28 protein-coding genes are annotated in these 17,073 nt (G+C 34.1%); all 28 read right to left on the bottom strand.

Going from position 1 to position 17,073, the window contains the following annotated elements:
* Window positions 1-11: 11 nt before the first annotated feature.
* Window positions 12-758, bottom strand: coding sequence for a type I methionyl aminopeptidase (map, locus tag ACTG47_RS00785; RefSeq protein ID WP_021382516.1), 747 nt, complete (start codon window positions 756-758; stop codon window positions 12-14).
* Window positions 759-1,409 carry an adenylate kinase gene (locus tag ACTG47_RS00780; RefSeq protein ID WP_169470374.1) on the bottom strand — a complete coding sequence of 217 codons (651 nt, stop codon included), beginning with the start codon at window positions 1,407-1,409 and terminating at the stop codon, window positions 759-761.
* 16 nt (window positions 1,410-1,425) lie between these two features.
* Window positions 1,426-2,694: a preprotein translocase subunit SecY gene (gene secY / locus ACTG47_RS00775; RefSeq protein ID WP_169470375.1), complete on the bottom strand. Its 1,269-nt coding sequence runs from the start codon at window positions 2,692-2,694 to the stop codon at window positions 1,426-1,428.
* 43 nt (window positions 2,695-2,737) lie between these two features.
* Window positions 2,738-3,181 carry a 50S ribosomal protein L15 gene (gene rplO, locus ACTG47_RS00770; protein WP_003421135.1) on the bottom strand — a complete coding sequence of 148 codons (444 nt, stop codon included), beginning with the start codon at window positions 3,179-3,181 and terminating at the stop codon, window positions 2,738-2,740.
* A 32-nt stretch (window positions 3,182-3,213) separates the two neighbouring features.
* On the bottom strand, window positions 3,214-3,399 hold the full coding sequence (gene rpmD / locus ACTG47_RS00765) for a 50S ribosomal protein L30 (protein WP_003421137.1): 186 nt from the start codon (window positions 3,397-3,399) through the stop codon (window positions 3,214-3,216).
* 14 nt (window positions 3,400-3,413) lie between these two features.
* Window positions 3,414-3,923: a 30S ribosomal protein S5 gene (gene rpsE, locus ACTG47_RS00760; protein WP_003421138.1), complete on the bottom strand. Its 510-nt coding sequence runs from the start codon at window positions 3,921-3,923 to the stop codon at window positions 3,414-3,416.
* A 20-nt stretch (window positions 3,924-3,943) separates the two neighbouring features.
* Complete coding sequence (gene rplR / locus ACTG47_RS00755; RefSeq protein WP_169470376.1) at window positions 3,944-4,312, bottom strand: 50S ribosomal protein L18; 369 nt, start codon at window positions 4,310-4,312, stop codon at window positions 3,944-3,946.
* A 35-nt stretch (window positions 4,313-4,347) separates the two neighbouring features.
* Window positions 4,348-4,890: a 50S ribosomal protein L6 gene (gene rplF / locus ACTG47_RS00750; RefSeq protein WP_479925788.1), complete on the bottom strand. Its 543-nt coding sequence runs from the start codon at window positions 4,888-4,890 to the stop codon at window positions 4,348-4,350.
* Window positions 4,891-4,920: 30 nt separating this feature from the next.
* Window positions 4,921-5,319, bottom strand: coding sequence for a 30S ribosomal protein S8 (rpsH, locus tag ACTG47_RS00745; protein WP_021382525.1), 399 nt, complete (start codon window positions 5,317-5,319; stop codon window positions 4,921-4,923).
* A gap of 32 nt (window positions 5,320-5,351) precedes the next feature.
* Window positions 5,352-5,537: a type Z 30S ribosomal protein S14 gene (locus ACTG47_RS00740; RefSeq protein ID WP_003421149.1), complete on the bottom strand. Its 186-nt coding sequence runs from the start codon at window positions 5,535-5,537 to the stop codon at window positions 5,352-5,354.
* 17 nt (window positions 5,538-5,554) lie between these two features.
* Entirely contained in the window at window positions 5,555-6,097 is a 543-nt protein-coding gene (gene rplE / locus ACTG47_RS00735) for a 50S ribosomal protein L5 (RefSeq protein ID WP_021382514.1), read from the bottom strand.
* Between the two features lie 29 nt (window positions 6,098-6,126).
* The gene (gene rplX / locus ACTG47_RS00730; protein ID WP_021382513.1) at window positions 6,127-6,432 is read right to left on the bottom strand and encodes a 50S ribosomal protein L24; all 306 of its coding nucleotides are present in this window, start codon (window positions 6,430-6,432) and stop codon (window positions 6,127-6,129) included.
* Window positions 6,433-6,455: 23 nt separating this feature from the next.
* Window positions 6,456-6,824 (bottom strand): 50S ribosomal protein L14, encoded by a 369-nt coding sequence (gene rplN / locus ACTG47_RS00725; RefSeq protein ID WP_021382511.1) that lies wholly within the window; start codon window positions 6,822-6,824, stop codon window positions 6,456-6,458.
* A 25-nt stretch (window positions 6,825-6,849) separates the two neighbouring features.
* Entirely contained in the window at window positions 6,850-7,104 is a 255-nt protein-coding gene (rpsQ, locus tag ACTG47_RS00720) for a 30S ribosomal protein S17 (protein ID WP_003421156.1), read from the bottom strand.
* A 23-nt stretch (window positions 7,105-7,127) separates the two neighbouring features.
* The gene (gene rpmC, locus ACTG47_RS00715) at window positions 7,128-7,331 is read right to left on the bottom strand and encodes a 50S ribosomal protein L29 (protein ID WP_003421158.1); all 204 of its coding nucleotides are present in this window, start codon (window positions 7,329-7,331) and stop codon (window positions 7,128-7,130) included.
* Window position 7,332: 1 nt separating this feature from the next.
* Window positions 7,333-7,764, bottom strand: coding sequence for a 50S ribosomal protein L16 (gene rplP, locus ACTG47_RS00710; RefSeq protein ID WP_003421160.1), 432 nt, complete (start codon window positions 7,762-7,764; stop codon window positions 7,333-7,335).
* Window positions 7,765-7,799: 35 nt separating this feature from the next.
* Window positions 7,800-8,615, bottom strand: coding sequence for a 30S ribosomal protein S3 (gene rpsC, locus ACTG47_RS00705; protein ID WP_169470377.1), 816 nt, complete (start codon window positions 8,613-8,615; stop codon window positions 7,800-7,802).
* A gap of 23 nt (window positions 8,616-8,638) precedes the next feature.
* Window positions 8,639-8,974, bottom strand: coding sequence for a 50S ribosomal protein L22 (gene rplV, locus ACTG47_RS00700; protein WP_009887891.1), 336 nt, complete (start codon window positions 8,972-8,974; stop codon window positions 8,639-8,641).
* Window positions 8,975-9,005: 31 nt separating this feature from the next.
* A complete protein-coding gene (gene rpsS / locus ACTG47_RS00695) occupies window positions 9,006-9,287 on the bottom strand; it encodes a 30S ribosomal protein S19 (protein WP_021386634.1) in 282 nt (93 codons plus the stop codon).
* Window positions 9,288-9,321: 34 nt separating this feature from the next.
* Entirely contained in the window at window positions 9,322-10,152 is an 831-nt protein-coding gene (rplB, locus tag ACTG47_RS00690; RefSeq protein WP_169470378.1) for a 50S ribosomal protein L2, read from the bottom strand.
* A 29-nt stretch (window positions 10,153-10,181) separates the two neighbouring features.
* A complete protein-coding gene (rplW, locus tag ACTG47_RS00685; protein ID WP_003435681.1) occupies window positions 10,182-10,472 on the bottom strand; it encodes a 50S ribosomal protein L23 in 291 nt (96 codons plus the stop codon).
* The gene (gene rplD, locus ACTG47_RS00680) at window positions 10,472-11,095 is read right to left on the bottom strand and encodes a 50S ribosomal protein L4 (RefSeq protein WP_009904764.1); all 624 of its coding nucleotides are present in this window, start codon (window positions 11,093-11,095) and stop codon (window positions 10,472-10,474) included. Before rplD ends, rplW begins: the two co-directional genes overlap by 1 nt.
* 29 nt (window positions 11,096-11,124) lie before the next feature.
* Window positions 11,125-11,754, bottom strand: coding sequence for a 50S ribosomal protein L3 (rplC, locus tag ACTG47_RS00675; protein WP_169470379.1), 630 nt, complete (start codon window positions 11,752-11,754; stop codon window positions 11,125-11,127).
* A gap of 91 nt (window positions 11,755-11,845) precedes the next feature.
* Entirely contained in the window at window positions 11,846-12,157 is a 312-nt protein-coding gene (gene rpsJ, locus ACTG47_RS00670; protein WP_054268679.1) for a 30S ribosomal protein S10, read from the bottom strand.
* Window positions 12,158-12,527: 370 nt separating this feature from the next.
* Window positions 12,528-13,721 carry an elongation factor Tu gene (tuf, locus tag ACTG47_RS00665; protein WP_479925784.1) on the bottom strand — a complete coding sequence of 398 codons (1,194 nt, stop codon included), beginning with the start codon at window positions 13,719-13,721 and terminating at the stop codon, window positions 12,528-12,530.
* Window positions 13,722-13,811: 90 nt separating this feature from the next.
* Window positions 13,812-15,878, bottom strand: coding sequence for an elongation factor G (gene fusA / locus ACTG47_RS00660; protein WP_479925787.1), 2,067 nt, complete (start codon window positions 15,876-15,878; stop codon window positions 13,812-13,814).
* Window positions 15,879-15,926: 48 nt separating this feature from the next.
* The gene (rpsG, locus tag ACTG47_RS00655; RefSeq protein WP_479925786.1) at window positions 15,927-16,397 is read right to left on the bottom strand and encodes a 30S ribosomal protein S7; all 471 of its coding nucleotides are present in this window, start codon (window positions 16,395-16,397) and stop codon (window positions 15,927-15,929) included.
* A 121-nt stretch (window positions 16,398-16,518) separates the two neighbouring features.
* Window positions 16,519-16,941, bottom strand: a complete 423-nt coding sequence (gene rpsL, locus ACTG47_RS00650; protein WP_021382501.1) for a 30S ribosomal protein S12 — start codon at window positions 16,939-16,941, stop codon at window positions 16,519-16,521.
* Window positions 16,942-17,073 lie beyond the last annotated feature (132 nt).

Below are 17,073 nucleotides of genomic sequence, written 5' to 3'. Positions count from 1 at the left end.
TACTTTTTAAATTACAACTTTGTCAATATCAAAGGTTCATGTTCAGTAATTGCTATCGTATGCTCATAATGAGCTGATTTTTTTCCATCTATTGTAACAGTCGTCCACCCATCTGATAGAGTCTTTACATGATAACGACCTGCATTAACCATTGGCTCTATAGCAATAACCATTCCTTCTCTAAGTCTTGGCCCTTTTCCTGGGAGTCCATAATTAGGTACTTGTGGATCCTCATGAAGATTTGCTCCAACTCCATGACCCACTAAATCTCTAACTACTGAGAAACCATGTTTCTCAACGTGTGTTTGTACTGCGTGTGAGATATCTGAAAGTCTATATCCTAATTTAGCAAATTTTATTCCTTCATAGAAGCTTTCTCTAGTTACTTCTATCAATTTCCTATCTTCTTCAGATATCATGCCTACTCCGTGAGTTTTCGCAGAATCACCATGATATCCTTTATAATAGGCTCCTATATCTAAGCTTATAATATCCCCCTCTTTTAATATGGTTTCTCCTGGAATCCCATGTACTACTTCTCTATTAATAGAAGCACATATACTTCCTGGAAAACCTCCATATCCTTTAAAAGAAGGTTCTGCATTATATTTTCTTATATTCTCTTCAGCTATTTTATCTAATTCTAAAGTAGATATTCCCGGAGAAATAGCTTTTCTTAAAACTTCATGAGTATCAGCAACAATTTTGCCTGCTTCTCTTAGAAGTTCTATTTCTTTTTTTGATTTCAAGATAATCATTTATTTTCCACTTCCTAAAGCTGAGACAATATCTTCAAATACTTTATCTATTGCTTGGTCACCTTTTATATCTGCTATTATACCTTGCTTACCATAATAGTCTACTAAAGGTTTTGTCTCATCTAGATAAACTTGTATTCTCTTAGATACAGTTTCTTCATTATCATCAGCTCTTTGATATAATTCTCCTTGGCATACATCACATACACCTTCTACTTTAGGAGGATTAAACTCAACATGGTAAGTAGCTCCACAAGACTTACATATTCTTCTACCAACTGCTCTAGATACTAGTATGCTCTTATCAACTTCAATATTAACAACTTTATCTAATGCTATACCAGTATTTTTTAAGAATACATCTAAGTGTTCTCCTTGTGCTACATTTCTTGGAAATCCATCTAACATAAATCCATTTTTACAGTCTTCTTGAGATATTCTATCAGTAACTAAACCTACAGTTAACTCATCTGGTACTAATAAACCTTGGTCCATGTATTCTTTAGCTTTTTTTCCAAGTTCTGTTCCCTCTTTTATATTCTTTCTGAATATATCTCCTGTTGATATATGAGGTATATTGTATTTTTCTACTATTCCTGCCGCCTGAGTACCTTTACCAGCACCTGGAGGTCCAAGTAATATTATTCTCATATTATCCATCTCCATTTTATTTTAAGAAACCTTGATAGCTTCTCATAACTAAGTTTGACTCTAACTGTCTCTTAAGTTCCAAAGCAACCCCAACAACGATTAGCAATGAAGTCCCAGCTAGACTCATATTTACTTTCATATAATGTGTTGTAAGAGCTGGTACCATAGCAATTATTGCTAAGAAAGTAGCTCCAGCTAAAGTTAATCTAGTTAAAATTCTATTTAAATAATCCATAGTAGGTTCACCTGGTCTTATACCTGGTATAAATCCACCATTGTTTTTCATATTTTTAGATATGTCTTCTGTATTGAATGATACAGTTGTATAAAAATATGAGAAGAAAATTATAAGTAGAATCTCAATTGATCTATACGTCCAAAATCCTTGTTCTGTCGCCATACTTAAGTATTTTTGAACAAAAGCTTGAGCATTTGATCCCATAAACATAGCTATTGTTTGAGGAAAAGCTAAAAGTGAACTAGCAAAAATTATAGGCATAACTCCTGATTGGTTAACTTTCATTGGTATATGAGAACTTTGTCCTCCATACATCTTTCTTCCAACAACTCTTTTAGCATATTGTACAGGTATCTTTCTAGTTGCTTCTTGTATGAATGTAACTCCTGTAACTGTAAGTAATATAACTACAATTAGAAGTATTATAACCCAAGGTGCAACTTGACCAGATTTAACTTGTTGCGCGATTTTAATAACATCTGTTGGTATTCTTGATATTATACCTGCAAATATTATTACTGAACTACCATTACCGATTCCTTTTTCAGTAATTTTGTCCCCAATCCACATTACTAACATACTTGCTGAAACTAATGTTATTACAACAGTTGATATAAAAAACACACTATTTGATATTAAAGCACTTCTTACAATTCCTAATGTAATTCCCAAAGCTTGTACAACTGCTAGAGCTAGTGCTGTATATTTAGTGTACTTATTAATTTTTTTCTTTCCTTCTTCACCAGATTTTTGAAGTTCTGCTAGACTCTCAAAACCTACTGTTAGAAGTTGTATTATGATTGATGCAGTGATATATGGACTTATACCTAAAGCAAATAGTGAAAAGTTACTAAATGCTCCACCAGTAAACATATTATACAGAGAAAGTAGACTATTGCCGCCTACCATCTTTTGTATAATACTAGTGTCTATGCCTGGAACTGGTATAGTAGTACCTATTCTGAATATCACGATCATCATAAGTGTATACATTACTTTTTTTCTTACTGCTTTAATCTTCCAAGCTTGTTTTAATTTTGACAGCACGCTAATTCACCCCGCCTGTACTGGCTAGGAGATTAGCAGGTTATTATACTAACTCTGCTTTTCCACCAGCTTTTTCTATTTTTTCTTGAGCTGAAGCTGTAAATTTAGCAGCTTTAACAGTTAAAGCTTTCTCTAAATTACCTTCACCTAAGATTTTGATTCCATCTTTACCTATCTTGCTTATAGTTTTAGTAGATTTTAATAATTCTGCAGTTATTTCTGTTCCATTTTCAAATCTATTTAAAACTTCCACATTAACTTCTGTGTAAACTTTCTTAAATATGTTATTGAAACCTCTCTTAGGAAGTCTTCTAGCTAGTGGCATTTGTCCACCTTCAAATCCTACTCTTACTCCACCACCAGAACGAGACCATTGACCTTTTTGTCCACGTCCTGCAGTTTTACCTTGTCCAGTTGCAGTACCTCTACCTAATCTTCTCTTAGCTCTTACTGCACCTTCAGCAGGTTTTAACTCATGTAACTTCATGGATTGCACCTCCTTGCACTACTTTATAAAAATTATTCAGCTATTTCAGTTACTTCTAATAAATGACTCACTTTATTTATCATACCTCTTGTTTGAGCATTGTCTTCTTTTACAACAACTTGTTCTCTTTTTCTTAATCCTAACGCTTCAACATTCTTTTTTTGGTTAGGAGTAGTTCCTATAACACTTCTAACTAACTTTATTTGTAATTTAGCCATTTTACACTACCTCCTTACCCTAGAAGTTCTTCAACTTTTTTACCTCTAAGTTTAGCTATATCTTCAACTGTTTTTAGAGAATTAAGTCCTTCTATTGTAGCATTTACCATATTTCTTGGATTGTTAGATCCTAAAGACTTAGCTCTAACGTCTTTTAGTCCAGCTAGCTCAAGTACGGCTCTAGCAGGTCCCCCAGCTATTACTCCTGTACCTTCTACAGCAGGCATTATTAATATATTTCCAGCACCAAAGTGTCCGCGTACTTCGTGAGGAATTGTAGTCCCAACTATTGGCACTACTATTAGATTTTTCTTAGCATCTTCAACTGCTTTTTTTATAGCGTCTGGTACTTCCATTGCTTTCCCAGCACCTATACCAACGTGTCCGTTTTCATCTCCAACAACTACTAACGCTGCAAATCTGAAGTTTCTACCACCTTTTACAACCTTAGTAACACGTCTTACTTCAACAACTTTTTCTTGTAAGTCAAGTTGTCCTGCATCTATCGGCTTACGACGTAGCATGTATTTTTCCCTCCTTCGTATTAGAACTTAAGACCAGCTTCTCTAGCACTTTCAGCTAATTCTTGAATTCTTCCATGATATAAGTATCCACCTCTGTCAAATACAACTTCAGTGATTCCTTTTTCAACAGCTTTTTTAGCAACTAATTCTCCAACTTTCTTAGCTGCTTCCTTGTTTCCTGTATGATTGACAGCACTCTTAACTTCTGCTTCTAAAGAAGATGCAGCAACTAGAGTTACTCTGTTTGTGTCATCTATTATTTGAGCATATATATTGTTAGCACTTCTAAATACACATAATCTTGGTCTTTGAGAAGTACCGCTTATTTTTCTACGAACTCTCTTATGTCTTTGAAGTCTATTAGCATTTTTATCAGCCTTTTTTAACACCTAGCTCACTCCTTTCTAGCGTTTAAGTTTTGGTATTATTTTTTACCAGTTTTTCCTTCTTTACGTCTGATTACTTCATCAACGTATTTTATACCTTTACCTTTGTATGGCTCTGGTTTTCTCCAAGCTCTTATCTTAGCAGCATAATTTCCTACTAATTGCTTGTCTATACCTTTTACTATTAACTCTGTTTGGTTTGGAGCTTCAACAGTTATTCCTTCTGGATCTTCCATTTCAACTGGATGAGAGAAACCTAAGTTCATAACTAATTTCTTACCTTGTTTTTGAGCTCTATATCCAACACCTTTTAATTCTAATTTCTTTTCGAAACCAGTATTTACACCTACAACCATATTATCTAATAAAGTTCTAGTTAATCCGTGTAAAGATTTATGTTTTTTATTATCAGTTGGTCTTTCAACCATTATTGTATTTTCTTCTTTTTTTATGTTTAACTCAGCACTTAATTGTTTAGTTAAAGTTCCTTTTGGACCCTTTACTGTAACTAAATTCCCTTCAGCTATAGTAACTTCAACACCTGCTGGTATTATTATTGGCTTAACACCTATTCTTGACATGGTCGCACCTCCTTACATTGTTCATATTAATTACCAAACGTAGCAGATTACTTCTCCACCAACATTTTCTTTTCTAGCTTGCTTGTCAGTCAATATTCCTTTTGAAGTAGATATAACTGATATTCCTAATCCATTTAATACTTTTGGTATCTCATGATTAGCAGCGTAAACTCTCATACCAGGCTTAGATATTTTCTTAAGACCTGTTATAACTCTTTCGCCTTCTTGTCCGTACTTTAATTGTATTCTTATGATACCTTGTTTTCCGTCTTCTATAACATCATAACCTCTTATGAAACCTTCTTCTAATAAGATTCTAGCTAACTCTTTCTTAATATTAGAAGCTGGAACATCTACAGTTTCATGCTTAACAACATTAGCATTTCTTATACGAGTAAGCATATCTGCAATTGGATCTGTCATTGTCATTTTGTTGCCCTCCTTCCATTCTAATCAAGCTTCTACCAGCTTGCTTTTCTAACACCAGGTATTTGACCTTTATAAGCTAATTCTCTAAAGCATATACGGCATATACCAAATTTTTTCAAAACTGAATGCGGTCTTCCGCATATAGTACATCTAGTGTATTCTCTAGTAGCGTACTTTTGCTTTCTTTGTTGTTTAACAACCATCGCTTTTCTAGCCACGGGAATCCCTCCTTTGCTTACTTAGAAAATGGCATTCCTAATAATTTTAATAATTCACGAGCTTCTTCGTCAGTTTTCGCTGTAGTAACAAATATTATATCCATTCCTCTTACTTTATCTATTTTATCATATTCTATTTCAGGGAATATTAATTGTTCTTTAACTCCTAAAGCATAGTTTCCTCTACCATCAAAAGCGTTAGGGTTAACTCCTCTAAAGTCTCTAACTCTTGGTAAAGAAACAGAAACTAATTTGTCCATAAAGTAGAACATTTTGTCAGCTCTTAATGTAACTTTTGTTCCTATTGGCATTCCTTCTCTTAATTTGAAGTTAGCAACAGATTTTCTAGCTTTAGTTATAACAGGCTTTTGTCCTGATATTATTTCTAATTCTTCAACGCCTTTTTCTAATCCTTTTGGATTTTCTCTAGCGTCACCTATACCCATGTTAATAACTATTTTATCTAACTTAGGTATCTCCATTACGTTTTTGTATCCAAATTTCTCCATTAAAGCAGGAGCAACTTCTTTCATGTATTTTTCTTGTAATCTAGAAGCCATTTAAGGTCCCTCCTTTCAAGCAATATTTATTATAATTCTTTTCCGCTCTTTGCTGATACTCTTACTTTGTTCCCATCTTTTACTTCATATCTTACTCTAACGCCTTTTCCTGTTTCAGGATCAAATGGCATTACATTAGATATGTGTATTGGGGCTTCTTTATTTATTATTCCACCTTGTTGGTTCATAGCACTTGGTTTTTGATGTTTAGTTATTACATTTACACCTTCAACTAACACTTTGCTAGCTTTAGGATATACCTTTAAAACTGAACCTTTTTTACCTTTATCTTTTCCTGCTATAACTACAACAGTGTCACCTTTTTTAACACGCATCATGTCCTATTGCACCTCCTTAATTATAGTACTTCTGGAGCAAGAGAAACTATTTTCATGAATTCATTGTCTCTTAACTCTCTAGCAACAGGCCCGAATATACGAGTCCCTACTGGAGTTTTATCGTCTTTTATTATAACAGCTGCATTCTCATCAAAAGAAATATAACTTCCATCATTACGTCTCATGCCTTGTTTAGTTCTCACTATAACAGCTTTAACAACTTTACCTTTTTTTACAACTCCACCAGGTGTTGCACTTTTAACAGTAGCAACTATAACGTCACCTATGTTACCATATCTTCTTTTACTTCCGCCTAGAACACGTATACATAAAATTTCTTTAGCTCCTGAGTTATCAGCAACTCTTAGACGTGATTCTTGTTGTATCATATCGTAATCCCTCCTTCTTCAAAAACTATTTCACTTTCTCAACAACTTCAACTAGTCTAAATCTCTTATCTTTTGATAAAGGTCTAGTTTCCATTATTTTAACTCTATCTCCGATGTTACATATATTCTTTTCATCATGAGCCTTGAATTTCTTAGTTCTCTTAACACGTTTATTATATAGTGGATGACGTACAAACTCTTCAACAGCTACTACTATTGTTTTATCCATCTTATCACTAACAACACGGCCTATTCTAACTTTTCTTCTTCCTCTTTCCATGTTTAAAAAGCCTCCTTTCCAAATTAAGCTCTAGTTTCGTATAACTTTCTTTCAGCAAGAACAGTTTTAACTTTTGCTATATCCTTCTTAACAAACTTTATTCTAGCTGTATTTTCTAATTGACCAGTAGCTAATTGGAATCTTAAGCTAAATAATTCACTTTTGAAGTCGTTTAATTTGTTCATTAGCTCTTCGCTTGTTAAATCTCTTAATTCTTTAGCTTTCATCCTATTCACCACCCTTTACTTCTAAATCTTCTTTTTTCACAAATTTACATTTGATTGGTAATTTATGTGCAGCAAGTCTCATAGCTTCTCTTGCTTTATCTTCAGAAACACCTGCTAATTCAAACATAACTCTTCCTGGCTTAACTACAGCTACCCAATATTCTGGAGAACCTTTCCCGGCACCCATACGAGTCTCTGCTGGTTTTCTTGTTACTGGTTTATGAGGGAATATTTTTATCCAAACCTTTCCCCCTCTTTTTATATATCTAGTCATCGCGATTCTGGCAGCTTCTATTTGGTTAGAAGTTATCCAAGAAGCTTCTAATGCTACTAGACCAAACTCACCATAAGTAACTTTATTACCCTTATGAGCTTGCCCAGCCATACTTCCTCTATGAACTCTACGACGCTTTACTCTTTTTGGCATTAACATGAGTATTTTTCCTCCTTCCTTGAACCTAACTATTATTAATTTCCTTTGTTTTCAGTTCTTTGAGGTCTTGATCCACCTTGAGGTCTTTGTCCTCTGTAGTTTCCTCTGTTATCATTTCCTCTTCTGTCATTTCCTCTTCTATCGTTTCTTCTATTATCTCTCTTGTTGTCTCTTCTATCGCTCTTTCTACTTTCTTCTCTTGGATTTACACCGTCTCTAGTTGGTAAAACTTCACCATTACATATCCAAACTTTTATACCGATTTTTCCATAAGTAGTATCAGCTTCAGCGAAACCATAATCTATATCTGCTCTTAAAGTTTGTAGTGGTACATTTCCTTCACTATAACCTTCAGTTCTAGCCATCTCAGCTCCACCTAATCTTCCTGAAGCAGAAACTTTTATCCCTTTAGCACCAGACTTCATTGCTCTTTGTATAGCTTGTTTCATTGCTCTTCTGAAAGCAACCCTTCTCTCTATAGCTAATGCTATATTTTCAGCTACTAATTGAGCGTTTTTATCTGTACTTCTTACTTCTACTATATTAACTATTATAGTTTTCTTTGTCATTTTTTCTAATTCAGCTTTTAATGCTTCGATTCCTGCACCAGCTCTTCCTATAACTACTCCTGGCTTAGCAACATGTAAGTCCATTTTTATTTTATTAGCTGATCTTTCTATTTCTATCTTAGCAACTCCAGATGAATATAATCTTTTCTTTAAGAATTTACGTATATTATGGTCTTCTAATAATAAGTTTCCGAACTCTTTTTTATCAGTAGCGAACCATCTTGAGTCCCAATCTTTTATAACACCGACCCTTAAGCCGTGTGGATTAACCTTTTGACCCATTTACTTTCCCTCCTATCTATTAATTATTTTTTTTCTTTAACAACAACCTCTATATGAGAAGTTCTTTTTCTTATTGTAGTTGCACGACCCATAGCTCTAGGCATGAATCTCTTCATTGTTGGTCCTTGATTAGCAACTATTGATGCTATATATAATTTTTCAGTATCCATTTCGTGATTGTTTTCTGCGTTGGCTTTAGCTGATTTTACAACCTTAGCTATTATTGAAGCTGCTCCTCTTGGAGTAAACTTTAATATTGCTAATGCTTCATCAACATTCTTTCCTCTAACAAGGTCACATATTTGGCCTGCTTTTCTTGGTGATACACGTACGTATTTAGCAGTAGCTTTTGCTTCCATTGTTATTCCTCCTTTCTTAGTCATAATTTAATTATTTTCTCTTATTAGATTTTTCGTCATCCTTATGTCCTTTGAAAGTTCTAGTAGGAACGAACTCACCTAATTTATGTCCAACCATATCTTCTGTTATATATACTGGAACATGTTTTCTTCCATCATGAACAGCTATAGTATTTTCTACCATTTGTGGAAATACAGTTGAAGATCTTGACCAAGTTTTTATAACTTCTTTACTTCCGCTAGCATTCATAGCTTCTATTTTCTTTAAAAGTCTTGCATGGACAAAAGGCCCTTTTTTAGTTGATCTTGACATTTATATTCCTCCTTTCCGAGCAAAAATAAATTTACTACTTAGTTCTTCTTGATACTATTAATTTATTTGAAGCTTTATTTTTCTTTCTAGTTTTGTACCCAAGAGCTGGTTTACCCCATGGAGTAACAGGAGATGGTCTACCTATTGGAGATCTACCTTCCCCTCCACCGTGTGGATGGTCATTAGGATTCATTACAGAACCTCTTACAGTAGGTCTTATTCCCATATGTCTTTTTCTTCCTGCTTTACCGATAACTACGTTACCGTGCTCTATATTTCCAACTTGTCCTATAGTAGCTTTACAGTTTATGCTTACTAATCTCATCTCACCTGATGGTAATCTTAATAAAGCATTTTTTCCTTCTTTAGCCATTAATTGTGCAGAAACTCCAGCAGATCTAACTAATTGAGCTCCTTTTCCTGGCTTTAATTCTATATTATGAATGATAGTACCAACTGGCATATCTTTTAATGCTAAACAGTTTCCTGGTTTTATATCAGCACCTAATCCTGATAATATAGTATCTCCAACATTAATTCCAACTGGAGCTAATATATATCTTTTTTCTCCATCAGCATAGTTTAATAATGCGATATTTGCAGTTCTGTTTGGATCATATTCTATAGTAGCAACCTTAGCAGGTATACCATCTTTATCTCTTTTAAAATCTATTATTCTATATTTTCTTTTTTGTCCTCCACCTCTATGACGAACAGTTATTCTACCATGTACATTTCTACCAGCATTTTTCTTTAAGTTAACTAAAAGAGATCTTTCTGGTTGGTTACATGTTATTTCATCAGAAACTAAAACTGTCATTTGTCTTAAGGCAGGAGAAGTTGGTCTAAACTTTTTTATAGCCATCTGTTTTCCCTCCTTCGTTTGTTATAATACTACATTCCTTGGAAGAATTCTATTTCTTTACTATCAGCAGTTAATTTAACTACTGCTTTCTTAAAGCTTGATGTTCTTCCTTGAGTTCTACCCATTCTTTTAACTTTTCCATCGTAGTTTAAAGTATTTACTTTATCAACACTAACTCCGAATACTTTTTCTACTGCTTTTTTTATTTCAGTTTTGTTCGCATCTTTAGCCACAACAAAAGTGTATTTTTTTTCACCCATTTCAGCCATACTGTGCTCAGTTACAACTGGTCTTATTATTACATCATGTGGATTAGTCATTATGCGTACACCTCCTCCACTTTTTTAACAGCATCTGTAGTTATTATAAATGAATCATATTTTAATATATCATATACATTCATAGTATTAACTAATGCAGTTTGAACACCTTCTATATTTCTAGCTGATTTTATTATGTTATCATTTTTATCAGCTATAACTACTAAAGCTTTTTTAGCAGCATTTATATTATTTAATATTTGAGCAAATTCTTTAGTTTTAGGAGCATCCATGTTTAATGCATCTAATACTATAACTTCACTATTTTGTACTTTTGAAGATAAAGCACTCTTCATAGCTAATCTTCTTACCTTCTTAGGTAATGTATATTTGTAGCTTCTTGGCTTAGGTGCAAAAGCAACTCCTCCACCTACCCATTGTACAGATCTTGTAGAACCTTGTCTTGCTCTACCTGTTCCTTTTTGTTTCCAAGGTTTTCTTCCGCCACCTCTAACTTCTGCTCTAGTTTTAGCAGATTGAGTTCCTTGTCTCTTATTTGCTAATTGATTTTTTACAACTTCGTATAAAACATGTCCATTAACTTCTACGCCAAATATAGAATCTGATAATTCTATTTCTCCAACGTTTTGTCCACTAACATTTAGTACATTTAATTTTGGCATTGTTATTCCTCCTTTCTCTAGGTTAGTCATTATTTAGAAACCTTTACAGCTTCTTTTATAGTTACTACTGAACCTTTAGCTCCTGGTATAGCTCCTTTAACTAATATAAGGTTCTTATCAGCATCTACTTTAACAACCTCTAAGTTTTGAACTGTTACCTTTACGCTTCCCATATGTCCAGCTAATTTTTTGTTTTTAAATACTCTACCAGGGTAAGAACAAGCTCCCATTGAACCTGGTCTTCTGTGGTATCTAGAACCGTGAGTTTCAGGACCTCTACTTTGTCCATGTCTTTTTATTGGACCTTGGAATCCCTTACCTTTACTTGTTCCAGTAACATCTATTTTTGCACCTGCTTCAAATACATCAGCTTTTATTTCTTGTCCTACTGTGTATCCTTCTACAGAATCTACTCTAAATTCTTTTAAATGTTTCTTTAAAACATTAGCAGCAGCTAAATGTCCTTTTTTAGGTTTATTTAAAGCTTTTTCTTTAGCATCTTCAAAACCTATTTGTATAGCATTATATCCATCTTTATCAACTGTTTTTATTTGAGTAACGACCATAGGTCCTGCTTCAACAGCTGTTACAGGTATAACTACACCTTTATCAGTAAAGATTTGAGTCATACCAACTTTTTTGCCTAATATTCCTTTCATATTAGCACCTCCTATAATTCTTACAGCGGATTACATCTTTTAGAGTAATCATTCTAAGATAATCACCTATAGGATAATATCTTAGGGGTTCTTATAATTTTATTTCTATATCTACACCTGCTGGTAAGTCTAATCTCATTAATGAGTCAACTGTCTTAGGTGTTGGATTAGCTATGTCGATTAGTCTTTTATGAGTTCTTATTTCAAATTGTTCTCTAGAGTCTTTGTACTTATGTACAGCTCTTAATATAGTTACAATTTGTTTTTCTGTTGGTAGAGGCACAGGTCCTGAAACTTGTGATCCAGCCTTTTTAGCAGTTTCAACTATTTTCCCTGCTGAAAAATCTAATAATTTGTGATCATATGATTTTAATCTTATTCTTATTTTTTCATTCTTAGCCATTTTGTTTTCCCTCCTTTATCACGTGTTTAATTTTCAAGTTGCGTACAACCAATACCGATACACTGCTCCGGGTGTGTTGTAACTTTCAAATCGATATTAGTTCGTATTTCACTAGGATTTAATTCTTATTTTCTTAATCTCTCAAGCACACTATTATATTTTATATCATCTGTTACATTTTTTCAAGTTTTTTTTATGTTTTTTTCAATTTTATTTTCTATTACAACATCATAACCTTAAACTTGATTGTTAATCTATCTTAAGGCACTAGTTTAGTATATATGCTTTAGTGCTACTTGTCAACAAAAAACAAAAAAGAGAGGTATTACCCCCTCTTTTTCTATATTAAATCCATTAGTTTAGTAAAAGATTACTCTACTATTGTAGCAACAACTCCTGAAGCTACTGTTCTTCCACCTTCTCTTATTGAGAATCTTAATCCTTCTTCTACAACGATTGAGTTTATTAAGTCTACTTCCATTGTTACATTATCTCCAGGCATTACCATTTCTATTCCATCTGGTAATTTACAAGCTCCTGTTACATCTGTTGTTCTGAAATAGAATTGTGGTCTATATCCATCAAAGAATGGTGTATGTCTTCCACCCTCTTCTTTTTTAAGTACATATACTTCTGCTGTGAACTTTGTGTGTGCCTTTACTGAACCAGTTTTTGCTAGTACTTGTCCTCTTTCTATTTCGTTTCTTTGTACTCCTCTTAATAATGCTCCTATATTATCCCCTGCTTGTGCTTGGTCTAATAATTTTCTGAACATCTCTACTCCTGTTACTACTACTTTTCTTGGTGCTTCTGTTAATCCTACTAATTCTACTTCGTCTTGTACTTTTAGTACTCCTCTTTCCACTCTTCCTGTTGCAACTGTTCCTCTTCCTGTGATTGAGAATACGTCCTCTACTGGCATTAAGAATGGTTTATCTGTATCTCTCTCTGGTGCTGGAATATACTCATCTATTTGCTCGAATAATTCTACTATCTTATTTCCCCACTCGCTCTTTGGATCTTCTAATGCCATTAATGCTGACCCTCTTATTATTGGAGTATCATCTCCTGGGAAATCATATTCTGTTAATAAATCTCTTACTTCCATTTCTACTAGTTCTAATAACTCTTCGTCATCTACCATGTCACATTTGTTTAAGAATACTACTATATATGGTACACCAACTTGTCTTGATAATAGTATATGCTCTCTTGTTTGTGGCATTGGTCCATCTGTTGCTGAACAAACTAATATTGCTCCGTCCATTTGTGCTGCTCCTGTTATCATGTTCTTAACGTAGTCAGCATGTCCTGGGCAGTCAACGTGTGCATAGTGTCTGTTTGGAGTTTCATACTCAACGTGTGCTGTTGATATTGTGATTCCTCTTTCTCTTTCTTCTGGAGCTTTATCTATGTTTGCGAAATCTACTGCTTCTCCTAATTGATATCTGTCATATAATGTTTTTGTTATTGCTGCTGTTAATGTAGTTTTACCGTGGTCAACGTGTCCTATTGTACCTATATTAACATGAGGTTTTGTTCTTTCGTATTTAGCTTTAGCCATTTTGAATTTCCTCCCTTTATCTTGTGCGATATGAGATATATCTCATATCGCTGATTATTTTTTATATTTATATTATTAATTATTTTTAAATTATTTTCCTTCAGCTATTTTCTTAGCAACTGAAGCTGGAACTTGCTCATAGTGATCGAATATCATTGTATAAGTTGCACGACCTTGAGTTGAAGATCTTAGGTCTGTTGAGTATCCAAACATTTCTGAAAGTGGAACGAATGCATTTATAACTTGTGCACCACTTCTAGCTTCCATACCTTGGATTAATCCTCTTCTTGAGTTTAAGTCACCCATAACATCTCCCATGTAATCTTCTGGAGTAACAACTTCTACTTTGAAGTAAGGCTCTAAAAGAACTGCATTACCTTTCTTCATAGCATCTTTGAATGCCATTGAACCAGCCATTTTAAACGCCATCTCAGAAGAGTCAACCTCATGGTAAGAACCATCATATAACTCAACAGCAACGTCTACAACTGGATAACCAGCAACTATACCAGATTGCATAGCTCCTTGTATACCCATGTCAACTGGACCAACATATTCTTTTGGTACAGATCCACCAACAGTTTTGTTTGTGAACTTGTATCCTTCACCTGGCTCTTGAGGAGCAACTCTAATCTTAACGTGACCGTATTGTCCTCTACCACCTGATTGCTTAGAGTACTTGTATTCAACATCAACTGGTTGAGTTATAGTTTCTCTATATGCAACTTGTGGTGCACCAACTTTAGCTTCTACTTTAAATTCTCTTAACAATCTATCTACTATTATCTCTAAGTGTAACTCACCCATACCAGATATTATAGTTTGTCCTGTTTCTTGGTCAGTCTTAACTGTGAAAGTTGGGTCTTCTTCAGCTAATTTTTGAAGAGCTATACCCATTTTTTCTTGAGCTGCTTTAGAACTTGGTTCTATAGCAACAGATATAACTGGCTCAGGGAATTCCATAGATTCAAGTATTATAGGATTAGCAGGGTCACATAATGTGTCTCCAGTAGTAGTATCTTTTAATCCTACTGCTGCTGCTATATCTCCAGCATAAACTTTAGTTATTTCTTCTCTTGTATTGGCATGCATTTGTAATATACGACCGATTCTTTCTCTCTTATTCTTAGTTGCATTTAAAACATAAGAACCAGATTCTAATGTTCCAGAGTAAACTCTGAAGAACGCTAGTTTTCCAACGAATGGGTCAGTCATTATTTTGAATGCTAATGCAGAGAATGGCTCTTCATCAGAAGAGTGTCTTTCAGCTTCTTCTCCATCTTCTAATATACCTTTTATAGCGGCTATATCAGTTGGTGCTGGTAAGTAATCTAAAACTGCATCTATTACTAACTGAACACCTTTGTTTCTATAAGCAGTACCACAGAAAACTGGGTTCATTTCACAAGCTATAGTAGCTTTTCTTATAGCAACTTTTAATTCATCTATAGTAGGTTCTTCACCTTCAAGGTATTTCATCATTAATTCTTCATCAGTTTCAGCTACTGATTCAACTAATTTTTCTCTCCACTCAGCGGCTAATTCTTTCATGTCTTCTGGTATGTCTGTTTCTTCCATTTCGATTCCTAAATCGTCTTTGTATATAACAGCATCCATTTTTAATAAGTCTATTATACCTATGAATGAATCTTCTTTACCTATTGGTAATTGCATAGGAACTGCATTAGAATTTAATCTAGATTTCATCATGCTTACAACATTGTAGAAATCTGCACCTAATATATCCATTTTGTTTACAAAAGCTATTCTAGGTACTCCGTAAGTTTCAGCTTGTCTCCATACATTTTCTGATTGAGGCTCAACCCCACCCTTTGCACAGAATACAGCAACTGAACCGTCAAGAACTCTTAGAGATCTTTCAACTTCAACAGTGAAGTCCACGTGTCCAGGAGTATCTATTATATTTATTCTATGGTCTTTCCATGAAGCAGTAGTAGCGGCAGAAGTTATTGTTATACCTCTTTCCTTTTCTTGCTCCATCCAGTCCATTTGAGAAGCTCCTTCATGAGTTTCTCCTATTTTATGAGTTTGCCCAGTGTAAAACAGGATTCTTTCTGTAGTAGTAGTTTTTCCTGCATCTATATGAGCCATGATTCCTATATTCCTAGTTCTTTCCAAAGGAAACTTTCTAGCCATGGTTATCCTCCTTATGATATCCTCAATTTTATAAGATATCTATATATCCTACCATCTGTAATGAGCAAATGCTTTATTAGCTTCTGCCATTTTATGAGTATCTTCTTTTTTCTTAACTGAAGCTCCAGTGTTGTTAGCTGCATCCATTATTTCTTTAGCAAGCTTTTCAACCATTCCTTTTTCTCCACGAGCTCTAGTATATTTTACTAGCCATCTTAAGCCTAGTGTTTGTCTTCTTTCAGGTCTAACTTCGATTGGTACTTGGTAGTTTGCCCCACCAACTCTTCTTGCTTTTACTTCTAAAACAGGCATTATATTATCCATTGCTTTATTAAATACTTCTAAAGCTTCTTCTCCTGTTTTTTCAGCAATAACTGCGAAAGCGTCATAAACTATACTTTGAGACTTTCCTTTTTTTCCGTCTACCATTAGATTATTTATTAATTTAGTAACTACCTTACTCCCATACATAGGATCTGGTAAAACTTCTCTTTTTGGAACATTACCTTTTCTTGGCATTTCGCTTCCCTCCTTAATTATTTAACTTAAATCATAGGTACTCGACATAATTCACTTAATGCCGTGATGCCATAAATATATATATTTAAAGCACCGAACTATAATCAATCATTAATTGTTTTTACTTTTTAGCTTCTTTAGGTCTCTTCGCACCGTACTTAGATCTTGATTGTCTTCTCTTATCAACACCTGCTGTATCTAAAGTACCTCTTAGTATATGGTATCTAACCCCTGGAAGGTCTTTTACTCTTCCTCCTCTTATAAGAACAACACTATGCTCTTGTAAGTTGTGTCCTTCTCCTGGTATATAAGCAGAAACTTCTATACCATTAGTTAATCTAACTCTGGCAACTTTTCTTAAAGCTGAGTTAGGTTTCTTAGGAGTAACTGTTTTTACTGAAGTACAAACCCCTCTTTTTTGTGGGGCACTAGCGTCAGTTACTTTCTTGTTTAAAGAGTTGTAACCTTTTTGTAATGCTGGAGCAGTAGATTTCTTCTCTACCGCTTTTCTACTTTTACGAACTAATTGGTTAATTGTTGGCATCATCTGCACCTCCTTCCAAATTTTCGATCTTATCAGTGACCGCCAACTACATCAATATGAATATTCATACTGACTGATTGTAACATACGTTACTTACAATTTAATGTCTATAACACATAAATATGTGATATT

The organism is Clostridioides sp. LIBA-6622 (genome assembly GCF_056716095.1).
This window is presented reverse-complemented; position numbering and strand designations above follow the sequence as displayed.

Coding starts and splice junctions, on each gene's coding strand:
- map (WP_021382516.1), bottom strand. CDS start 758: ATGATTATCTTGAAATCAAAAAAAGAAATAGAACTTCTAAGAGAAGCA.
- ACTG47_RS00780 (WP_169470374.1), bottom strand. CDS start 1,409: ATGAGAATAATATTACTTGGACCTCCAGGTGCTGGTAAAGGTACTCAG.
- rplO (WP_003421135.1), bottom strand. CDS start 3,181: ATGAAGTTACATGAGTTAAAACCTGCTGAAGGTGCAGTAAGAGCTAAG.
- rpmD (WP_003421137.1), bottom strand. CDS start 3,399: ATGGCTAAATTACAAATAAAGTTAGTTAGAAGTGTTATAGGAACTACT.
- rpsE (WP_003421138.1), bottom strand. CDS start 3,923: ATGCTACGTCGTAAGCCGATAGATGCAGGACAACTTGACTTACAAGAA.
- rplF (WP_479925788.1), bottom strand. CDS start 4,890: ATGTCAAGAATAGGTGTTAAGCCAATAATAATACCAGCAGGTGTTGAA.
- rpsH (WP_021382525.1), bottom strand. CDS start 5,319: ATGACAATGACAGATCCAATTGCAGATATGCTTACTCGTATAAGAAAT.
- rplE (WP_021382514.1), bottom strand. CDS start 6,097: ATGGCTTCTAGATTACAAGAAAAATACATGAAAGAAGTTGCTCCTGCT.
- rplX (WP_021382513.1), bottom strand. CDS start 6,432: ATGCGTGTTAAAAAAGGTGACACTGTTGTAGTTATAGCAGGAAAAGAT.
- rplN (WP_021382511.1), bottom strand. CDS start 6,824: ATGATACAACAAGAATCACGTCTAAGAGTTGCTGATAACTCAGGAGCT.
- rpsQ (WP_003421156.1), bottom strand. CDS start 7,104: ATGGAAAGAGGAAGAAGAAAAGTTAGAATAGGCCGTGTTGTTAGTGAT.
- rpmC (WP_003421158.1), bottom strand. CDS start 7,331: ATGAAAGCTAAAGAATTAAGAGATTTAACAAGCGAAGAGCTAATGAAC.
- rplP (WP_003421160.1), bottom strand. CDS start 7,764: ATGTTAATGCCAAAAAGAGTAAAGCGTCGTAGAGTTCATAGAGGAAGT.
- rpsC (WP_169470377.1), bottom strand. CDS start 8,615: ATGGGTCAAAAGGTTAATCCACACGGCTTAAGGGTCGGTGTTATAAAA.
- rplV (WP_009887891.1), bottom strand. CDS start 8,974: ATGGAAGCAAAAGCTACTGCTAAATACGTACGTGTATCACCAAGAAAA.
- rpsS (WP_021386634.1), bottom strand. CDS start 9,287: ATGTCAAGATCAACTAAAAAAGGGCCTTTTGTCCATGCAAGACTTTTA.
- rplB (WP_169470378.1), bottom strand. CDS start 10,152: ATGGCTATAAAAAAGTTTAGACCAACTTCTCCTGCCTTAAGACAAATG.
- rplW (WP_003435681.1), bottom strand. CDS start 10,472: ATGACTAATCCACATGATGTAATAATAAGACCAGTTGTAACTGAGCAC.
- rplD (WP_009904764.1), bottom strand. CDS start 11,095: ATGCCAAAATTAAATGTACTAAATGTTAGTGGACAAAACGTTGGAGAA.
- rplC (WP_169470379.1), bottom strand. CDS start 11,754: ATGAAAGGAATATTAGGCAAAAAAGTTGGTATGACTCAAATCTTTACT.
- rpsJ (WP_054268679.1), bottom strand. CDS start 12,157: ATGGCTAAGAATGAAAAAATAAGAATAAGATTAAAATCATATGATCAC.
- tuf (WP_479925784.1), bottom strand. CDS start 13,721: ATGGCTAAAGCTAAATACGAAAGAACAAAACCTCATGTTAATATAGGT.
- fusA (WP_479925787.1), bottom strand. CDS start 15,878: ATGGCTAGAAAGTTTCCTTTGGAAAGAACTAGGAATATAGGAATCATG.
- rpsG (WP_479925786.1), bottom strand. CDS start 16,397: ATGCCAAGAAAAGGTAATGTTCCAAAAAGAGAAGTTTTACCAGATCCT.
- rpsL (WP_021382501.1), bottom strand. CDS start 16,941: ATGCCAACAATTAACCAATTAGTTCGTAAAAGTAGAAAAGCGGTAGAG.